This window comes from Brevibacillus parabrevis (assembly GCF_022701015.1).
GTDB classification, from domain to species: Bacteria; Bacillota; Bacilli; order Brevibacillales; family Brevibacillaceae; genus Brevibacillus; species Brevibacillus parabrevis.
The window spans coordinates 6,044,553-6,062,897 of sequence record NZ_CP064090.1 but is presented as its reverse complement, the minus strand read 5'-3'; the positions used below and the strand labels follow the sequence as shown (position 1 = coordinate 6,062,897).

The following is an 18,345-nucleotide window of genomic DNA, read 5'->3' as shown; positions in this document are numbered from 1 at the left end:
CGATTTGCTCAGGTGAGAGTGTGAGAGGTGCTGCTTTGGTGGGATGCTGCCGGGCGCATGCGCTCAGGTTGCAGTAGTTCGGGATAACCGTATCCCCCGTGTTCGCTAAGGTCAAGACCAACCACCTCTTCTTCTTCTGTGACTCGAAGCCCGATTGTCGCTTTCAAAACAGACAAAATCACATAAGCTACCACAAAGACGTAAGCCATGGAACCGGCGAGGCCGAGCGCCTGTACGCCCAATTGGTGCAAGCCTCCGCCGTAAAACAGTCCGGCACCGCCGACGCCGACTTTTTCTGCAAGCTCCGGCGTCGCGAACAACCCAGTGGACAAAGTTCCCCAAATCCCTGCCACACCGTGAACGGAGAAGGCAAAGACCGGATCGTCAACGCCCAGGCGATCAAACCAGATGGATGTATAAAATGTGAGAATACCTGACACAGCTCCGATGACAACAGCAGCCCAAGGATCGACGAAGGCGCAAGAAGCCGTAATGGCGACGAGAGCAGCCAGCACGCCGTTCAGCATGCTCGGGATGTCGGCTTTGCCCATGACGATCCACGAGATGGCGAGCGCGGCTACTGCACCTGCGGCGGTAGCGAGATTGGTAGTGACGGCGATGTAACCGAAAAATCCGGAAGTGCTGCCCAGCGTGGAGCCGGCATTGAAGCCGAACCAGCCGATCCACAGAAACAGGACGCCGAGCACGGAGTAAACCTGGTTATGGCCGGGGATCAGATTGGAGCTGCCGTCGCGATTGTACTTGCCGATGCGCGGCTTCAACAGCACGGTAGCGACGAGCGCGACGATGGCTCCTTGCAGATGGACAACCGTCGAGCCAGCGAAGTCTTGCATCCCGAGCTGTGCGAGCCAGCCTCCGCCCCATACCCAGTGACCGACGACCGGATAGATGAGGACGGTAAACAAGACGCTGAAAATAAAGTAAACGGACAGCTTGGCTCGTTCGGCGAAACCGCCCCAGGCGATTGCCAGCGAAACCGCGGCGAAGGCCAGTTGAAACAGAAAGAGAATGGAAATGGGAACCGAAGCGGCGGAAAAAGCGGAGAAGGCGTCTTTTTGCAAGCCGTCGAAGAAGAAGCCCGTTAGACCGATAAAAGAATTGCCGTCTCCAAAAGTCAGGCCAAAGCCGAATGCCCAAAAAGCAAGGGAGCAAATGCCGAAGGTGAGGACGGTTTTGCCTGCCACATGGCCTGCGTTTTTCATCCGGGTCGAGCCAGCCTCAAGCAGGGCGAAACCTACCTGCATGAGAATGACGAGGATGGCTGAGATCATGACCCATGTGGCATCAATGGCGGACGAGAGTTCAGTGAGAGTCGGTTCCATTCATTCCACTCCTTTTAGTGTTAGATAATCTAACATCATTTTTTATTTATGTCAGATTATATGACGTGAAAATTGGAAATGCAATTGTTTTTTCACAAAGAAAAACACCAATCGCGCATTCATAGCGAAGCGGATTGGTGTTGCTCACGGGATGTTCGTTTGATGATGGCAAAGCCTGCAGCAGACATGACGACGAGGAACAGGCTGCTCGCGAAAAACAGTTGTTCAACGGGCCAGCTGCCAAGCCATATGGCCCCGAGACTGCTGGACAGCATGGAGAAAAAGGTAAAGAAAAGCATGTTGATCGAGAAAATTTTTCCTGTACTCGCTCCCGCCTTGACCTGAATGGCCGTGACGGTCGGGATGCCGATAAACGGTCCGCCGACCCCGGCTACTGCGGCTCCGAGAAAAGCGACCCAGTGCATCGCCCCGCCAGCGGCGAGCAGCATGAACCCGCCAGCTTGCAACGTCCAGCCGATCATGATGACAAGCAGGTACTTCGTGTAGTACGCACGGGACATGTAGAGGCTGCCGAGCAGATTGCCCACCCCGTAAAAGCCCATCAGCATCGCGAGCGTACTGCCGTTGCCTTGTTGCATGCGCTCGGCCAGAAAAGGAAAGCCGACGCTGTAGCAAACTTGCCAGACGAGAAAGCCCATGTTGCTAAACAGCAAAATCAGGAACAACATCCGGCTTTTTTTCAACTCTCGCACGCCTGTGGCAATATCGCGCACATACTGTCCGGGAGTCATTTTGGCAGCCGGACCGTTCCGCGTATCGGTCAAAGAGACGCGAATCGCATACAAGAAAACGACAGACAGCAAGTAGCTCGTAGCGTTGACAAAAAACAGGGCGGAAAGCGGAACGATGGAAGCGATAAGTCCGATTGTCATCGGCGCTGCGATCCGAACGGTGCGAAAAGTCGTGTCCAGGATGGCATTCGCGCGTCCAAGCTGTTCGAGTGACACGACGGTTTTCAGCGCGACAGTGCGGGCTGGTTGAAACAGGCTGGAGAACAAGCCGAGTAAAAATTGCGCGACCAGAAAAAAGGAAAACTGCTCGATGCCCATGGCGGCCATGATGCCAACTCCGATCGCCACAAAAATACGGGCGACGTCGGCTCCGACCATCAGCAGGCGCGGATTGTACCGATCAGCCAGCACGCCGCCGATCAGGTAAAAAAGCAGTCCGGCCACCATTTCCGGTATGGCCAGCAAGCTGAGCGCCGTCCCTGACTTGGTCGCTTGCAGCAAGTACCAGAGCAAAGCAAAACTGTAGCATTGGTCGCCGATGTTCGCAGTCAATTGCGCCAGCCACAGCTTCAAAAAAGACGGATTCTTCCATAATGATGCCGATGGGTCCACAAGTAATCGCTCCGTAATCAGAAAGTTTTGATCTTAGCGTAGCAAGGCGGAGCAGGAAAGTAAAGGAGCCAGCGGGTGGGCTTTTTTTGGCAAACGTGGACGCATGGAAAAACGGCTTCTGTGGAAGAAGCCGTTACACCGTTACCCTTGTGTGGTGTTGTCTTCGCGATTGTGCTGATTGTGTTGCTGGGAAGAGCCTTGGTTGTTTTCGGTATGCGTATCATCCGCCACCGTGCTGCTGGTCAGTCCGCTGACAGCCAATCCTTTTTGGTTCAAGTTTTTCGCGCTTTTGAATTTGGACATCGCGTGTTCCCCCTTCATAACGTGGCTTCTTTATTTACGATGTCTAGCTTGCGGCATAACTACTCGCCCCACATTTTCCCGCAGGGCGACTGTCTTTCCTAAAGGCGCAAGGTATACTATAGAAAGAAAATGCTTGAGTGATAAAGGAGGGGATGGCATGGGGAAGTGTGTCATCATCGTGGAGGGGAAGACAGACAAGGAGCGATTGCTTCGCGTACTGGCCGAGCCTGTGACCATCTTTTGCACGTTTGGCTCCTACAGTCAGGAGAAAGGCGAACAGCTTCTGGCCCAGGCAGAATCGGCGGAAGAAGTGTATTTGTTTACAGATGAAGATGACAGCGGAAAAAAATTGCGGGCGAGCTTATCCGAAGACTTCCCGCACGCCGGACATCTGCATACTCCGAAAATGTACCGGGAAGTGGCAGACACGCCACTTCCTGTTCTGGCGGAAATATTGGAACGGGCCGGATTTGCCGTGATCGTGCCGGCTCCTTGATCTGGTACAGAGATCAGGGGATAAAACCTCCCTCCATCGGCTATAACAGTAGTAAATGGATTGGTGGAGGTGCAAAGACACTTGCGCGGCTTGATGACGTTTTTGAACAGGATGAACATCCTGGTATGGCTTGTGGGTATTTTTATCGCTCATGCGCTGCTTTATCTCGCCTTGGGAACAGCTACGTGGCTGGCAACTTCCCTTTTGGCGACCGCTTTTTACGGGATTATTCTTTTGGTAGGCAAACTGATCGCCAGTCGTTATCCTGACAAGGAAGAGAGCAGATAAAAAGCCGGCTATGGCGCAGCCGGCTTTTTTCCTTTTGGCTTCACCAGCCGAGATATTGCATCGCCAAAATCAGTGCCCCCAGTACCCAGACGTAAACGGCAAAGCCTTTCATCGAGCCTGTGCTGATGATTTTCAGCATCCAGCGAATGGCGACGTACCCGGCTAGTCCGGCGCAGATTGTTCCGACGAGCATCGGGATCAGGAGGGCGGTATGGAGTGGCGCCGCCGCCAGCTTGGCTGTTTGCAGCACACATGCCCCGAGGATGGCTGGCAAGGAAATCAAAAAGGAAAAGCGGGCAGCGTCAGCCCGATCAATCCCGCGCATGAGCGCTCCGGCTATCGTCAGTCCGGAACGGGAGATGGCGGGAAGAATCGCCGCTCCTTGCAGAGTGCCGATGATCAAGGCATCCGCATAGCTGATGTCGTCAAACTTTCGCTGACCGCGCCGCATGGACTCTACAGCCCAAAGAATCGCCCCTGTCGCGAGAAACTCCCAGCCGATGGTGATTCCGCTGCGGGAAATTTCTTCAAAATAGTCCTCGAACAACAGGCCAATCGCCGCAGTCGGGATCGTTCCGACCACGAGCAGCTTGGTCAGCTTGGACAACGGGTTCAAGACGATATAGCGGATTTGCGGCCAAAACACGATGACGACAGCGATCAGCGTGCCGAAATGGAGCATCGTGTCAAAAAGCAGCCCGACCTCCTGCATGCCAAACAGCTTTCGGAACAAGACGAGGTGGCCTGTGCTGGAGATCGGCAAAAATTCAGTCAAGCCCTGAACAATCCCGAGAAAAATATGTTCAAGAAGTACGAGCATGGATAGCGGTCACTCCTGTCTGTTGGCAAAATGAAACCGGGGTACAAGCCGTGTCTTACTGTCATATGTATGTTCGCGAAGACGAGACTTGCCTTTTTTTAGGCGGAAGCTTTGTTCCCGCGAGAAAAAAGTAGTGGTATTTTCCTGGCCGGGATGGGTATAGTTAGTGTGCATATAGGAAGAGAGTGAGGAAGAAAGAAGCATGTACAAAAAGACAAAACGCGAGCCGCAGAAGGTTGCTACTGCTGCTACTGGCAATTTGCAGGCGGGCATGACACTGGAAATGAAGGTGGCGCGAAAGACCGAGATCGGCTATTTCCTTCGCGCGGGCGACGACGAAGTTTTCCTGCACGAAAAGGAAGCGCACGAACGGTTGCATTTGGACGATGAGGTGGAAGTGTTTTTGTACCACGACCACGAGAATCGATTGGCCGCGACGATGGATATGCCGTATGTCGGCATGGGCGAGTATGGCTGGCTGGAAGTTGTGGACATTTCCCCGCGCATGGGAGTTTTCCTCGATAACGGGATCAAAAAAGATTTGCTTCTGTTCGTCGACGACCTGCCCAAGCTGAGCGATGAGTGGCCGCGCCCGCGGGATCAGATTCTCGTTACGTTGAAACAGGACAAGCTCGGACGTCTGCTTGCCAAGCCTGTGACAGAAAATGAAGTAACCAAAATTGCCGCCATGGCAGGAGCAGAGATGCTGAACAAGCAGGTGGAAGGCACGGTCTACAAAGTCATAGCGGCAGGCGCGTTTTTGCTGACGGAGGACGAGCATATTTTGTTCATTCACCGCGATGAGATGGTTGGCCGACTCCGTTTGGGCCAGACTGTGACCAGCCGCATCAGTTATGTGCGCGAAGACGGCAGGCTGAACGGTTCCATGAAGGAACGCAAAGAAGTGCAGTACGGCGAAGATGCCGACAAGCTGCTGCGCTATTTGATCAATCGGGACGGAGCCATGCCTTATACAGACAGTACGGAGCCGGATATCATCCGCGAAAAGTTCCAGATGAGCAAATCCAGCTTCAAACGTGCGCTTGGCAAGCTCATGAAAGAGCGCCGGGTGGAACAAGTAGACGGGTGGACGAAAATCGTTCGTCACGAGGAAGATTAATAAAGCAAACCCTCTCAGGTGCGCACACTGCTTCAAGCCGAAGCCAAGCGCAAGAGAGGGTTTTTTGTTATTGTGGCGAGAGAATGGAAAGAATTGTAACACTTGACTAAAAAAACTGCAAATTCCCATTGAAAAATATAGTAAAATAGGAAAGGCAACGTAGGTGAGTGGAAGAGTAGGCAGGCGGATTGCCTGACGCAATTATCTATCTATTTAGAAAAAGAGGGTCGCTCAAAGCGCTGTGCTTTTGTGCGTTAAGCTGCTGCATTGTCAGTTCGCGCTGTCATGCTTCCTCCGTTTGCTTTCAGACAAAAAAAGTTCATCCATTCCCTTCATAGAAAAGCAAAAAGAAGACGAGGATATGGCAAGGGTGACTTTTGGAGTGAGGATGCAAATGTGGTAAGATATTTCTATTGTTGTTTGGGGAGGGAAGCATGTGAGCGAACTACGCAATCCATGGCAGTTACTATACCGGGTCTATCGTCACGTTCAACCTGTTCTGGAGCGGGAGTTTGCGGCTTGGTACCGAAAAGCGCAGGCCATTCCGAATCCTGAGCTGGGAAAACAGGCGCAAGACAGCATGAACTCCAAAAAGTTTCACTGTCAGGGTGGATGTGTGTACGCCGCACAGGTCATTCCTTACGTGGAGACGATTGTGCCGTTGATCGTAGCTTATCAGACGATCAGCGACTACTTGGACAATTTGTGTGATCGAAGCACGTCACTAGACCCCGAGGACTTTCGCCAGCTGCATTATTCCATGCAGGATGCATTGACGCCTGGCGCGCCTCTGCGGGACTACTATTTATATCGGGAAGACAAGAATGATGGCGGCTTTTTGGCGGATTTGGTGCAAACCTGTCAACGTTATGCGGCCAAACTGCCTGCTTACAGCAAAATTCAATCCAAGGTACTGACCTTCTCCTGTCTGTACAGCGATTTGCAGGTGCACAAACATATCGCGCAGCATTTGCGTGAGAAAGCGTTGCTCGATTGGTGGGACGATCACAAGGAACGCTTCAGTTATTTGCAATGGCAAGAATTTGCGGCGGTCACTGGCTCGACGATCGGGATTTTCGCTTTGTTTTGCCTAGCGACAGATGAAAAGGTAAACGAGGAAACAATCGAAGCAGTCAGCGAAGCGTATTTTCCTTGGCTCTGCGGATTACATATTTTGCTTGATTACTTGATCGATCTGGAAGAAGACAGACTGGGCGGAGATTTGAATTTTGTCAGCTATTACGAATCCGAGCAGGTAGCGACGGAGCGCTTGCAGTTTTTCATAAAACAAGCAAAGGCAAGCGTTAAACGCTTGCCAAATCCTGCATTTCACCGTATGATCGTGGACGGGTTGGTCGCATTTTATCTGGCAGATCGCAAAGTAAACCGCAGCCAGCCACACATATATACCATCGCTAGACAGCTGCTGAAACAGGCAAAAGGGTTGCCTTCTGCCCTGTTTTACGTGAACAGCCTGCTTGTACGGCGATAACGGAGAAGAGGTTAGCGCATATGCTTGCGCTTGTACGAAAAGCCAAATCCCATCAATGAGAAGGCAACAACGATACAACCAAGGATACCGAGGGGGCTTTTTTCCCCGATGGAAATGCCAACTCCGATGAGACAGGCGGTTACGCAAAATGCCAAAGCCAGTGTTACCATTTGATAACGATTCATCGGTTTGTAACCTCCTATCTGTCAATGTTCCCATTATACCTTATTTTCCGCGAAAAGCATCCAGGGAAAGATTCCGGAAAACCTAGTAAATTTTTGTACGAAGTGGTGGAGAACGTAGATGGAAAGCATTATACAAATTAGAAAAGGGAATCAATTGGTGGAAGGCCACGTGACATACGAAGAAGGAGATTTAATCGAAGCGGTCTTCCCCCAACACTTGGATGTGACGGTCGGTGATCAGATTCCATGTCTGTTGACCGCTGATTATGAAACCATCAGCAACTTTGAAGCAGTCGTCGTGGCGCGGGACAAAAATCGGCTGTTTTTGTTCCATTCGCCAACGGCCAGCGAGTTTCGCGAGCAACGCAGGCGCTATCCCCGCTTCGATATGGAAGTGAAGGGCTGGATTCAATATCCGACCCAAGAGCCGGATTCGTTTTTTTCCGTATACAGCCAAATGGTGTATTTGGTGAACCTGAGCCTGGGCGGACTGGCATTTCGGGCGGACAAACCTGTTCCCGTCGAGCAGGCGCTTGTCTTTTCCTTTGAGTTGTACGGGCGCAACAGACCGGATGGGGTCGTAATCTCCGAGTTGCAAATTATTCATGAGCGGATTGAAGCGCCGCATTATTTTTACGGCTGCACGATCAAAGGGATCAACGCGCGACATTTCCACAATTTGCGCAAATACATTTTGCACAGGCAGATTGAGGAGCGCCGAAAAGTGAAAATCGAATAACTCATTTCGTGAATTGGTCAGCGGGACCAATTTTTTTTTTGCAATTGACAACGGCTTTCCATTCGTTACTACCTCATTCCGATCCTGATCTTTCAGTCATTTGTTCACTCGGAAGTGTCAGTGCAATCGCTGGCTGTCATTGTTCTGCATTTTTTCATGACGACGCTGCTCGTATACGGGCTGTTGAGGCTGGTGGCCGGACGACTGGGCTGGCGGGATGACATGCTAAAATGGAATGTGCTCGCTGCTACTTTGGCGAATGTCGGTTACTTCGGTTTGGCTGGTCTTGTCTGTCCTGATCGCCTGGCCGCTCGCCATGTGGATGAGCGAGAATCCAGTAGAGAGAGCGGTGATGATCCTGATGTTCGGGATGCCGACCTCTTTGAACCTGTTGTTGTTGGCAAAGGATCAACGGCAAGATACGAACGGGCTTGCGATGATTATTTTGCTGACGACGGTCATTAGTCCGTTTACGCCGGGACATGGCTGTTTCCGGCAAAAAAGAACGGCCCGGGCTGCCAGCGAAAGCTAGACGGTCAGGGCCTAAACGAAGTTATCCCGCTTGTCGAGAAGAGGCAGGAGAAGAATTTGCTGCCCGATTTCCCCAAATCCAGCGTTGCAGCACAATGGCAATTCCCCCGACAGCTGCGACGAGCAAGCCTATCCATAAAAAGCTTTTCGCCGGACCGAGCCAGGTCATCAAACCGCCGCCCATGAGCGGTGCGACGATAAATGTCACGCTGGAAAGCGAATCAATAATGCCCCGTACGCGTCCGAGCGCGTGTATGGGCGTTTCTTTTTGAATGAGGTAGTTCAGCCCTACGGAAGTCAACCCTGTCCCGATGCCGGCGAGCAACGATGCCAACAGCAGCCAGTAGATGGCCGACCCTGGCTGGAAGAGGCCGATCCAGGAAAAGCAGATGCCAATCAGCAGAACGCCGCCGCCAAGCACCCAGCCGTACGAGCGAATCTGGCCCCGCCGATGCAGCCATGTGATCGTCAAAAGCGCACCGAGTCCGATGACACTGACCGAGTAGCCGACGATCTCCGGACGATTCGGCACCTTTTCGCGGAAGATGACAGGAAGCTGCGCGTCTGCCAATTGAATCGCCATCATGGCGAGCAGCGAAAAAAGCGCGCTTACGAGCAAGACCCGATTTTGCAAAAAGACAGCCCAGCCTTCCTGCCAGGCGACGCGAAGCGAAACGGCTTTTTCTCCCGAGTCCGAGGCCGATTTGGGAAGGCGTCTCTCCACATTGCGAATCGTCAGCATGAGCAAAGTAGAGACGACATAGCTCGCGGCGTTGATCATGAGACAAATCGCGGGTGTCAGGATCGCGGCGATCGTCCCGCCGATCAACGGACCGATCAGCTTGGCGGTTTGATAAATGCCTCCGTTCAAGGAAGCTGCCCGCAGCAAATGTTCAGGAGAAACAATTTGCCGCGTCAATGTCTGGTGGGCAGGATCGTTGAAGACGGAAGCGCAGGAGCGCAGGGCGATGACGAGCAGAAACGACAGCGGGTCAGGCATGGCGAGCAAAAGCAAGGTGAGGCTGGCCTGAACCATGTTGGCTGTCATGATCATCCGGACTTTGTGCACCCGATCAGCCAGCACTCCAGCAAATTGTCCGAGCACAATACCGGGAGCAGCATACGCAATCGGCAAGAGAGCCATCGTCATCGGATCGGCCTCCCAGACGTAGCCCAAAAAAATGGCGACAGCAATAAAATCGAACCAGTCTCCCAGCGTGGAAAGACCGTACGCAGTAAGCAGTGTCCGAAACGCCTTGTTTTTCTGTAACAAAAAAATCCCTCCATCGCATCGTGCTGATTTGATGATAAAAGGGATTTGTCAGAGGATTATCAAAAGCGGACGGACAGTTTGTGGATGATCGACTTTTTCAACTGCTCGAATTGGTATTGCGAGGATAAATCGTCCCACATTTTCTGATAGCGGCTCTCCCATTTGGCATCGCAGGGGAAGCGGCGGAAAAACAGCAGAATGTTGTGTACGGCGTAAATCAGGTGCGGGACAAATTGGGTGGACCGGATGACTTCGACACCTTCATCGACCAGCCGCCTCGCTTGAGCTGTCTCTTGACGGTGATATTGGCAGAAGCCTTGCAGCACTTTGAAGCTGCCCAGTTCCCGTTGCATCGGAACCTTTTGCAAAATGACAGAAGCTCTCGCCAGCTTGCTCTCGGCTATCTCAACTGAATCGGACAAAAGCTCCATCCACGCTTCCTCAGCCAACAAAAAAAGCGTGAAGCTTTCCGAATCCATTTGTTCCACGATTTTTCGCGCGCGGACCGCCTGCTCTCTGGCAAGCTGTTCTTCACCCGCCTGGATGTAGAGGGCGACGGCGTTGATTTGTATTTCGTCGCGAAATATTTCCGGCATCTCCGCTTGTCTTTTCCCTACCTCCTGAAACACATGGATCGTTTTGCGCCCATCCATTTCCGTCATGTGGTAGAGGTGAAACAAATAAAACAGCTTTTCGCTCATCGGTGAATCCGTATCCTCGATAAACCAGGCAAAATCCCCGACGACAAAGCGGATGTACATGGCGTAAAAAGGGTCCAGTTGAAATCCGAGAATTTCTTGATTGGCTGCGAGAGTCTGTAGGGCTGCGCCCATCCCCATTCCGTGGTAGGTGGACAGCATTTGCCGGATGTGATCGGAAAAATTTTCGTTCAAAGCATGGAGCTGGGGCGGCGGCTGATGCTGCTTCCATGTCAGGCGGTAGCCTACCCCTCGCACTGTGTCGATGGTGAATAGATGGGACCATTTTTGCAGCTTTTTGCGCAGCCGATAAATGTGGTCGTCAATCGTACGGTCTGTCGGATTTTCCAGCGGCCATACGGCGTCGAGCAAATTTTCCCGGCTGAAGGTCCGGTTTTTCCAGCTGTACATGTATTTCAGCAAGGTGTATTCTTTTGGCAAAAGAACAACGTTTTCCCCACCGTAACGAACTGCAAGCTGGTCATCCTGCCATGAGATCAATTCCATCTGAACGACTCCTCATCAAGACCGTATTTCTTCATCTTATTGTAAAGGGTGCCCCGTGAGATGCCGAGCAGCTCGGCTGCCGCCTTTTTGTTTCCGTACGTGCGTTCCAGAGCTGCGATCACGCGCTCTTTTTCCGTCTGTCCGGGGGGATGATGCATCGCCAACGGATTTGCCGGGACGTGCACAGGACGCGTTGCTGCCGGGGCGCTGTACGTACTGTTTATGGACGCAAAAGCAGCGGGAGGAATCTCTTCATGCTGGGAGCGAATCGCGCTTGGCAAATGCTCCGGGGAGATGACGCCGTTTTCTTGCAGGATCGACAGGCGTTCAATGACATTCCGCAACTGCCGAATATTGCCTGGCCAGCTATAGTCGAACAAAGCCTGCATCACCTCTGACGCGATGCGCGGCACGGCTTGCTCATGCACGACAGAATACTCGTGGATGAAGATTTGGACAAGCTCCGGCAAATCTTCGCGTCTGGCGCGCAGCGGGGGAATTTCCAGCGAAAAGACGTTGAGCCGATAATACAAGTCTTCGCGAAAACGGCCGTCTGACACCATCTGTTCCAGTTGGCGGTTGGTTGCTGCTACGATGCGGGTGTTGACGGTGATCGGCTCGGTTCCCCCTACGCGGTAAAATTGCCGCTCTTGCAGGGCGCGAAGCAGCTTGACTTGCAGCTCCAGCGGAAGCTCCCCGATTTCGTCGAGGAAAAGCGTGCCGCCATGGGCCAGCTCCAGCTTGCCTGGCTTGCCTTTTTTCTCCGCTCCGGTAAAAGCGCCCCCCTGGTAGCCGAACAGCTCGCTTTCAAACAGCGCTGCCGGAATCGCTCCGCAGTTGATGGCGACAAAAGGCTTCTCCCGCCGTCTGCTGGCTTGGTGAATCGCTTTGGCAAACAGCTCTTTGCCCACGCCGCTTTCGCCGTAAATCAGCACGGTGGCGTCGGTTTGGGCGACCTTTTTCGCAGAGCTGATGGCGGCCTGAATGGAAGCGGAATGCCCTTTAATCACGTAAAAAGGATCATCCGCCGCCTGAAATCGGCTCATTTCCTGCTGCAAGTTGTGCAGGTGGGCGGTCGTGTGCGCCAGCTCCTCATTCAGCCGGACAAGCTCGGTAATATCCTGTTCAATCGAGATCGCCCCGATGATCTGCCCATCCTGGCGAATCGGTGCGGCATTGATCAGGACGTGGCTGTCCGGGCGGGGAATATGGTACACCCGTTGAACAGACGTGCCCTGGCGCAAGGCGTCCAAAAGGCGGATGGACTCGCTGGCAAAGTGCTCGTCAAGCGAGGTGCCAAGCACTTGATCCCGGTCGATCTCGTAAATGGTTTCAGCGGCCCGGTTCCAATACTGGACGATATTGTTGGAGTCGACGATCGTAATGGCTTCGCTCATCGTGTCCATCAAGGTGCTGAGCAGGACAGACTGGTTTTGCGTCAAATTGACAAAGGCGGCCAGCAATTGATTCGGCAAAACAATGCCTGTTGCCCGTCGTTCCCTATCGACCGTGACCAATGTGGGCGTGGGAGTAGTGGCGAGTGCCAGGCGGATATGTTCCAGACACTGGGCAAGCGTCGCGGTCGCGGGAACACAAATCACCGCTACATCACGCTCGCCGTCGCGCCATACACCCTCCTTTTCGCCTTCGCGTAATTTAATATCAAGAGGATTGACTGGAATTGCCAAGTCCGAGACAACACTATCCAGTGAGAATAGAGGTTTCAAATCGTCACTTCCTATCCACACTAACAGGTAAAAGGGACTGGTCATCTGCTTAGCCCCTACCCGTCAGTAATTGTAACTAATCAGAAGTGTACAAGAATAGACACGAAATGTACATATGTGTTGAAGTGTATGTACAGCAGTCGTGCTCCATCATGATTGGCAAAGTCAAGATATCACGGAACCAGGCTGTGTTGGCACGGTTTATGCTAGTACAAATGATGCAGAGTACGTTGAGGAGGAGACAGTCAACGATGGAACAAGCTATGAAGGATTTTTTCTTATTCTTATCCAAAAATAAAGCGATGAATGCGGCTGCGAAAAAATGGGGTCTGCGCTTCGGTGCCAGCCGTTTTGTATCCGGTGTCACGATTGCAGAAGCAATCGCTGCTGTACGCAAGTTGAACCAGCAAGGTCTTGTTTGCACACTCGACCACTTGGGTGAATTTGTTTTCAGCCTGGAAGAAGCAAACGAGTCAGCTGACTACTGCATCAAAACATTGGAAGCGATTCACCAATCCGGTGTCGATTGCAACCTGTCGCTGAAAATGACTTCGCTCGGTCTGGATATCAGCCGCGAGCTGTGCATGACAAACATGAGACGCATCCTCGATGCAGCGAAGAAAAACGGCAACTTGTTCGTGCGGATCGACATGGAAGACTACGCACACAACCATGTGACGATGGAAATCCTGAATGAGCTGCTGGAAGAATACGACAATGTCGGAACGGTTATTCAAGCTTACCTGTACAAGGCTTCCGATGATATCGACAGCCTGAAAGACAAAAAGGTGAACTTCCGTCTGGTAAAAGGCGCTTACAAAGAGTCCGCGGAAGTCGCTTACCCGAACAAGCCGGATGTAGATGAGAACTACAAAAAAATCATCAAACAACACCTGCTGAATGGCGGATATGCTGCCGTAGCCACACACGACGACAACATTATCGCTTATGTCAAACAACTGGAAAAAGAATACAACATTCCGCGTACACAGTTTGAGTTCCAAATGCTGTACGGTATCCGCACGCAATCCCAGATCGACCTGGCTCGCGAAGGCTACAAAATGCGCGTATACGTGCCATACGGAAATGACTGGTACGGCTACTTCATGCGTCGTCTGGCAGAAAGCCCGGCAAACGTGAAGTTCGTGCTCAAAGGAATGTTCTCGAAGTAAACCGCATACAACGCGTGAACCACACCCCTGGAGCTTTTCAGGGGTGTTTTGTGTTAGGATGAAGCCAAGAATCTGCCTTTGAGTGAAAGGGGTTATTTTCGTGCACGCATTCCAGATCCCGCTTATGCCTCCGTACTCCTTCGAACGACTTTTTCAACGGCTGCAAACTCATCCTGATCCCCAACTGGAAGTACAAGCAGAAAACAATCTGCTCAGGCGCGTTTTTCGGGTCGGGTCACGCCCGGTTTTGACCAGCTTGCAATTTGTGGGAAGTATCGATCAGCCGGTCTTACAGGTCGGGACGACTGCCGCTTTGTCAGCAGAGGAACGAAGCGAGCTGGTGCGCACGATCCGTCACGTTTTTTGCGCTGACCTCAACCTTTTGCCTATTTACGAACAAATGCAGGAAGAAGCTGAACTGGCTGTTCTTGTCAAACGGTTTCGCGGCCTGCGCTTGATGCACGACTCCGATCTGTTCCAGTCGATGGTCAAAACGATTATCGGTCAACAAATCAATCTGACCTTCGCGGCGAATTTGACGCAACGGTTGCTGACATTGGCAGGCGATGAGGTCGTGGACGAGCGCGGGGTGAAGTTTCTCGCTTTTCCTACCGCGGAAGCAGTCGCCAGGCTCGCTGTGGAAGATTTGCGTCCCTTGCAGTTCAGCCAGCGCAAAGCGGAGTATATCATCGACTACGCGCGTGCGATTGTCGATGGAACCGTGGAGCTGGAGCGGCTGTGGGCGATGGAAGACGAGGAAGCTGTGGCTCATCTGACTGCCTTGCGCGGAATTGGCCGCTGGACAGTGGAGTGTCTCTTGATGTTCGGAATGGGCCGTCCCAATTTGCTGCCCGCCGCCGATATCGGACTGCGCAACGGGATTTCGCTTGTATATAAACTAGATACAAAGCCGGACGAGAAAGAAATTCGCCGCATGGGGGAACGCTGGGAACCGTGGCGAAGTGTATATTCTCTATACATTTGGGAAGCGGTAGGCGCCGTCAAGCGCAAAGAGGCTGTTGACAGGTAGTGGATATTTTAAGTCTATGAGTGATGCGCAATGCATGGAAGAATGGGATTGGCTTTACTCTCGATATACGACATAGAAAGTAACGGATTCCAGGTAGTAGGAAGAGTGAAAGCATATTAAAATAAGTAGCCTTAGTCTTATTAACAGGACTAAGGCTACTTATTTATTTCTTATGGCTATCTTTACTTTGTGCGTTATTTCTTTTCTTGGAGGTTCTCGTGAAAAAATCCATTAATACAATCAAAACTACTATAAAAATTGACTGCATTAGAGGTTTAACATAGCTGGATTGATCGTATATAAAGTAAGCTAATATCAAGTTGAGTATGAAGGTAATAAAGTATCCAAAGGTTTTAATTATTTCACCTCATCTCAGAACCAAGGGTCTATAATGGTAGATTTTCTCACATCTACTTCAAGATTGCCACCACTATAATTTGAGTTTTTGGTAACCCTTATTTCTTTTTTGATTTCATAGTCTCCAATGAAGTTTCCATTCATATCGAATTTACCTGCTGATAATTCTCTGTAATAGTATTTAATAGAAAAATACAAGTTTTCTGTGTCAGTGGCTACGAAATAGTAGACACCGAATCCACCAACCGCAGCTACACCAACTCTACGTGGATCTGGTAATCCCCCATTTTTTGCCCATTCGACCACGGCTGCTCCCAACGCTGTTTTTACTGCCGCTCTGAATTTCTTCGAAGTATTAATGTCATTTGTTTTCATGTGTACATATGCAGTAGGATACGAAGCAGCGGCTTTCATAAGGCTTGAATTAAACTCTGAAACAAGTAGCTGGTTAACTTTAGAAATAGCTTCAGGCGCTGTGTTCACTAACTTCACATTGCCTTTTTCCACAGTGAAATCAATGTTGTTCTTTTTCAAGATGCTAACAATTCTTTCGTTGACCACAGGGGTTTTTTCATCGAATGCTGCGGCAGCACCGAGAGGAACACTGAAAACTACCAACAGACAAATGCTAAACAATAGAGCATACAACCTTTTCATCATTCAACCCCCTGCTGGTATATTTCTAACAGTATTTATTATAATAGGTAATTTTAGGAAAATAAAGAACTGACAGGAAATAGTTTTCGACAAACCTTTTTAACTGTGATTTAATTTTAATATATAGAATATTTCAAAAATTACACTTATACCATTCAAGCCTGAACGGGTTTTCTTGAACAACAAATAGGAATGGGATGTTTAAGGGTTTCAGACTTTTATTTGCCAATCACAATAACCTTCTCTCTGAAGTTAATGAGAAGTGATAGTAAATCTTTAAAAAAGACATATTATACAAAATGTCGCAAGAAACATAGGGATAGAAATCTATTCGTGATAAAAGGGTGAGTTGAATTTGAATATAATAGACCTATACAATAGAAAGCTAAATAATCCAAATATCAGATTTAAAAAAGGCATTTGGGATCCCGCAGATGGCGGATATGAGAATTTCAAGCGATTGCTAAGATATATTGTCTTAGAAAAGCGACAATGGTCGAGAGATGAATTACTGATAAATGTTTCAGATGAATTTCTGCGCGAAAGCAAATTATATGCTGGAATGGAGAGGTTGTTTCAGTATCGAATAGAAGATACCATTATTAGCTCCTGGGAGGAATAGTTGTCATCTTTGACGAAAAATTCTTTACTTTTAAACAAATTACAGTTGATAAATGAAGAAAAATTAAGTTATACTAATAAAAATTTTATAAAAACCAACAATATGGTGGGGAGTAACATGAGAGATTTAACAAAGAGAGAAACCATTACTGTAGGACTTATGCTGTTTGCTTTGTTTTTTGGAGCCGGAAACATGATTTTCCCGCCAGCGCTTGGACAGGCTGCTGGTGAAAATGTATGGATTGCCATGCTCGGCTTTATTGTGACCGGAGTGGGCTTGCCGCTCCTCGGGGTGATCGCCGTAGGATTGGGCGGCGGCAATCTGCAAGCGTTGGCAGGGAGAGTTCATCCTCTGTTTGCAACCGTCTTTACGTTTATTGTGTATTTGTCGATCGGGCCATTCATGGCCATCCCGCGAACAGGTACGGTTACTTACGAGATGGGCGTTCTGCCGTTTTTGTCTGAATCGGCAAAAGGAAGCCCGCTTCCGCTGCTTGTGACCACGATTGTTTATTTTGCGATCACGTTTTGGCTGGCATTGAATCCGAGCAAGCTTGTAGACCGAATTGGGAAAGTTCTGACTCCTGCTTTGCTGATCATTATTGGCATCATGTTTGTCAAATCGCTCCTTCAGCCGATGGGCGAGGTAGGAGTGGCGACGGGAGATTACCAGCATACCGCCTTTTTCAAAGGGTTTGTCGAAGGCTATCTTACGCTGGATGCGTTGGCCGCGATGGTATTCGGTATCGTCGTCACTGCTGCGGTAAGGGAAAAGGGCATCACTGACCCGAAAAAGCTGACATGGTCGACGATCAAGGCGGCTGTCATTGCAGCGATCGGCTTGGGGCTTGTCTACCTGGCGCTGGGATACATGGGGGCGACCAGCTATTCATTGGGACAGTCCGATAATGGCGGACAAATTTTGACGGGCGCTGTCCAGCATCTGTTTGGTCCACTCGGCAATCTGTTGCTCGGCGGCGCGGTATCACTCGCTTGCCTGACGACTTCTGTCGGGCTGGTGACGGCATGCAGCCGCTTTTTCTCCCAGCATATCCCGGGTGTTTCCTACAAGACAATGGCAATCATTTTGAGTGTGTTCAGCGCGGCTGTTGCCAATGTAGGGCTGACGCAGCTGATCGCGATATCCGTTCCGGTACTCATGGCGATTTATCCGCTGGCGATTGTCTTGATGCTCGTATCGTTTTTTCACAAATCATTCAAAGGCTACGCCGCTGTTTACCAGGGGGCGATTATTGCCACAACGGTGGTCAGTTTGTTGGATGGATTTGCGCAGGCTGGCATCAAGATCGCGGCGCTCGCGCCGATTTTGGAGCATTTGCCGCTGCACAAGGAAGGGATCGGCTGGCTGCTTCCTGCCATCGCCGGAGGGCTGATCGGCTATCTATGGGGCAGCTTGCGTCCCGGCCGCAAAGACGGACAAAAAGTATTGGAGCAAAAACTGGGCAAGGTGTAGGCTTTGCTTTGCCGATCGATCAGATGAAGAAAAGACGACGCGCCGCCTTGCAAAAGGGTCTGGCGCGTTTTTTGTCGCTTGTTCACTTCCTGCTATTCCCGGACAGTTAGGACTTCTATCCGTCCACAACGAGGATGATCTGTGTTAC

Annotated in this window: 19 protein-coding genes; 10 read left to right on the top strand and 9 right to left on the bottom strand. The window is 50.7% G+C overall.

Going from position 1 to position 18,345, the window contains the following annotated elements; genetic code table 11:
• Positions 1-8: 8 nt before the first annotated feature.
• From IRJ17_RS27925 to IRJ17_RS27915, 3 genes are all read right to left on the bottom strand, one after another.
• Positions 9-1,343, bottom strand: coding sequence for an ammonium transporter (locus IRJ17_RS27925; RefSeq protein WP_122966231.1), 1,335 nt, complete (start codon positions 1,341-1,343; stop codon positions 9-11).
• Between the two features lie 119 nt (positions 1,344-1,462).
• Entirely contained in the window at positions 1,463-2,707 is a 1,245-nt protein-coding gene (locus tag IRJ17_RS27920; protein WP_122966230.1) for an MFS transporter, read from the bottom strand.
• A gap of 141 nt (positions 2,708-2,848) precedes the next feature.
• Complete coding sequence (locus IRJ17_RS27915) at positions 2,849-3,010, bottom strand: hypothetical protein (protein WP_242772610.1); 162 nt, start codon at positions 3,008-3,010, stop codon at positions 2,849-2,851.
• A gap of 157 nt (positions 3,011-3,167) precedes the next feature.
• On the opposite strand from IRJ17_RS27915, the gene IRJ17_RS27910 reads away from it, so the two are divergent.
• Both IRJ17_RS27910 and IRJ17_RS27905 read left to right on the top strand, forming a co-directional pair.
• Positions 3,168-3,506, top strand: coding sequence for a toprim domain-containing protein (locus IRJ17_RS27910; RefSeq protein WP_122966229.1), 339 nt, complete (start codon positions 3,168-3,170; stop codon positions 3,504-3,506).
• Between the two features lie 69 nt (positions 3,507-3,575).
• A complete protein-coding gene (locus IRJ17_RS27905) occupies positions 3,576-3,794 on the top strand; it encodes a hypothetical protein (RefSeq protein ID WP_229049826.1) in 219 nt (72 codons plus the stop codon).
• Between the two features lie 40 nt (positions 3,795-3,834).
• Here the strand turns inward: IRJ17_RS27905 and IRJ17_RS27900 are convergent, their stop codons facing one another.
• Positions 3,835-4,614 carry an undecaprenyl-diphosphate phosphatase gene (locus IRJ17_RS27900; protein ID WP_063230485.1) on the bottom strand — a complete coding sequence of 260 codons (780 nt, stop codon included), beginning with the start codon at positions 4,612-4,614 and terminating at the stop codon, positions 3,835-3,837.
• A gap of 202 nt (positions 4,615-4,816) precedes the next feature.
• Here IRJ17_RS27900 and IRJ17_RS27895 point away from each other — a divergent pair, with 202 nt between their 5' ends.
• Together IRJ17_RS27895 and IRJ17_RS27890 are read left to right on the top strand one after the other, a co-directional pair.
• Positions 4,817-5,734 (top strand): CvfB family protein, encoded by a 918-nt coding sequence (locus IRJ17_RS27895; RefSeq protein ID WP_122966227.1) that lies wholly within the window; start codon positions 4,817-4,819, stop codon positions 5,732-5,734.
• 436 nt (positions 5,735-6,170) lie between these two features.
• Positions 6,171-7,226 (top strand): tetraprenyl-beta-curcumene synthase family protein, encoded by a 1,056-nt coding sequence (locus tag IRJ17_RS27890; protein WP_242772608.1) that lies wholly within the window; start codon positions 6,171-6,173, stop codon positions 7,224-7,226.
• An 11-nt stretch (positions 7,227-7,237) separates the two neighbouring features.
• Here IRJ17_RS27890 and IRJ17_RS27885 read toward each other — a convergent pair whose 3' ends face one another.
• Entirely contained in the window at positions 7,238-7,411 is a 174-nt protein-coding gene (locus IRJ17_RS27885) for a DUF5325 family protein (protein WP_005830013.1), read from the bottom strand.
• 118 nt (positions 7,412-7,529) lie between these two features.
• On the opposite strand from IRJ17_RS27885, the gene IRJ17_RS27880 reads away from it, so the two are divergent.
• Together IRJ17_RS27880 and IRJ17_RS27875 are read left to right on the top strand one after the other, a co-directional pair.
• The gene (locus IRJ17_RS27880; RefSeq protein ID WP_063230480.1) at positions 7,530-8,150 is read left to right on the top strand and encodes a PilZ domain-containing protein; all 621 of its coding nucleotides are present in this window, start codon (positions 7,530-7,532) and stop codon (positions 8,148-8,150) included.
• 259 nt (positions 8,151-8,409) lie between these two features.
• Positions 8,410-8,682 (top strand): AEC family transporter, encoded by a 273-nt coding sequence (locus IRJ17_RS27875; RefSeq protein WP_242772606.1) that lies wholly within the window; start codon positions 8,410-8,412, stop codon positions 8,680-8,682.
• A 21-nt stretch (positions 8,683-8,703) separates the two neighbouring features.
• Here IRJ17_RS27875 and IRJ17_RS27870 read toward each other — a convergent pair whose 3' ends face one another.
• The 3 genes from IRJ17_RS27870 to IRJ17_RS27860 are packed head-to-tail and all read right to left on the bottom strand — an operon-like array spanning position 8,704 to position 12,886.
• The gene (locus tag IRJ17_RS27870) at positions 8,704-9,954 is read right to left on the bottom strand and encodes an MFS transporter (protein ID WP_122966224.1); all 1,251 of its coding nucleotides are present in this window, start codon (positions 9,952-9,954) and stop codon (positions 8,704-8,706) included.
• Positions 9,955-10,013: 59 nt separating this feature from the next.
• A complete protein-coding gene (locus IRJ17_RS27865; protein WP_242772603.1) occupies positions 10,014-11,159 on the bottom strand; it encodes a winged helix-turn-helix domain-containing protein in 1,146 nt (381 codons plus the stop codon).
• Complete coding sequence (locus IRJ17_RS27860) at positions 11,150-12,886, bottom strand: sigma-54 interaction domain-containing protein (protein ID WP_242772600.1); 1,737 nt, start codon at positions 12,884-12,886, stop codon at positions 11,150-11,152. The genes IRJ17_RS27865 and IRJ17_RS27860 overlap by 10 nt, the downstream gene beginning before the upstream one ends.
• Positions 12,887-13,137: 251 nt before the next feature.
• On the opposite strand from IRJ17_RS27860, the gene IRJ17_RS27855 reads away from it, so the two are divergent.
• Both IRJ17_RS27855 and IRJ17_RS27850 read left to right on the top strand, forming a co-directional pair.
• Complete coding sequence (locus IRJ17_RS27855) at positions 13,138-14,058, top strand: proline dehydrogenase family protein (protein ID WP_063230470.1); 921 nt, start codon at positions 13,138-13,140, stop codon at positions 14,056-14,058.
• Between the two features lie 100 nt (positions 14,059-14,158).
• On the top strand, positions 14,159-15,088 hold the full coding sequence (locus tag IRJ17_RS27850) for a DNA-3-methyladenine glycosylase family protein (protein WP_242772597.1): 930 nt from the start codon (positions 14,159-14,161) through the stop codon (positions 15,086-15,088).
• Between the two features lie 372 nt (positions 15,089-15,460).
• Here the strand turns inward: IRJ17_RS27850 and IRJ17_RS27845 are convergent, their stop codons facing one another.
• Entirely contained in the window at positions 15,461-16,102 is a 642-nt protein-coding gene (locus IRJ17_RS27845; RefSeq protein ID WP_242772594.1) for a hypothetical protein, read from the bottom strand.
• Positions 16,103-16,451: 349 nt separating this feature from the next.
• Between IRJ17_RS27845 and IRJ17_RS28385 the strand changes: the two genes are divergently transcribed.
• Both IRJ17_RS28385 and brnQ read left to right on the top strand, forming a co-directional pair.
• Positions 16,452-16,724, top strand: coding sequence for a DUF4046 domain-containing protein (locus tag IRJ17_RS28385; RefSeq protein ID WP_423751950.1), 273 nt, complete (start codon positions 16,452-16,454; stop codon positions 16,722-16,724).
• A gap of 117 nt (positions 16,725-16,841) precedes the next feature.
• On the top strand, positions 16,842-18,197 hold the full coding sequence (gene brnQ / locus IRJ17_RS27840) for a branched-chain amino acid transport system II carrier protein (protein WP_217022469.1): 1,356 nt from the start codon (positions 16,842-16,844) through the stop codon (positions 18,195-18,197).
• Positions 18,198-18,345 lie beyond the last annotated feature (148 nt).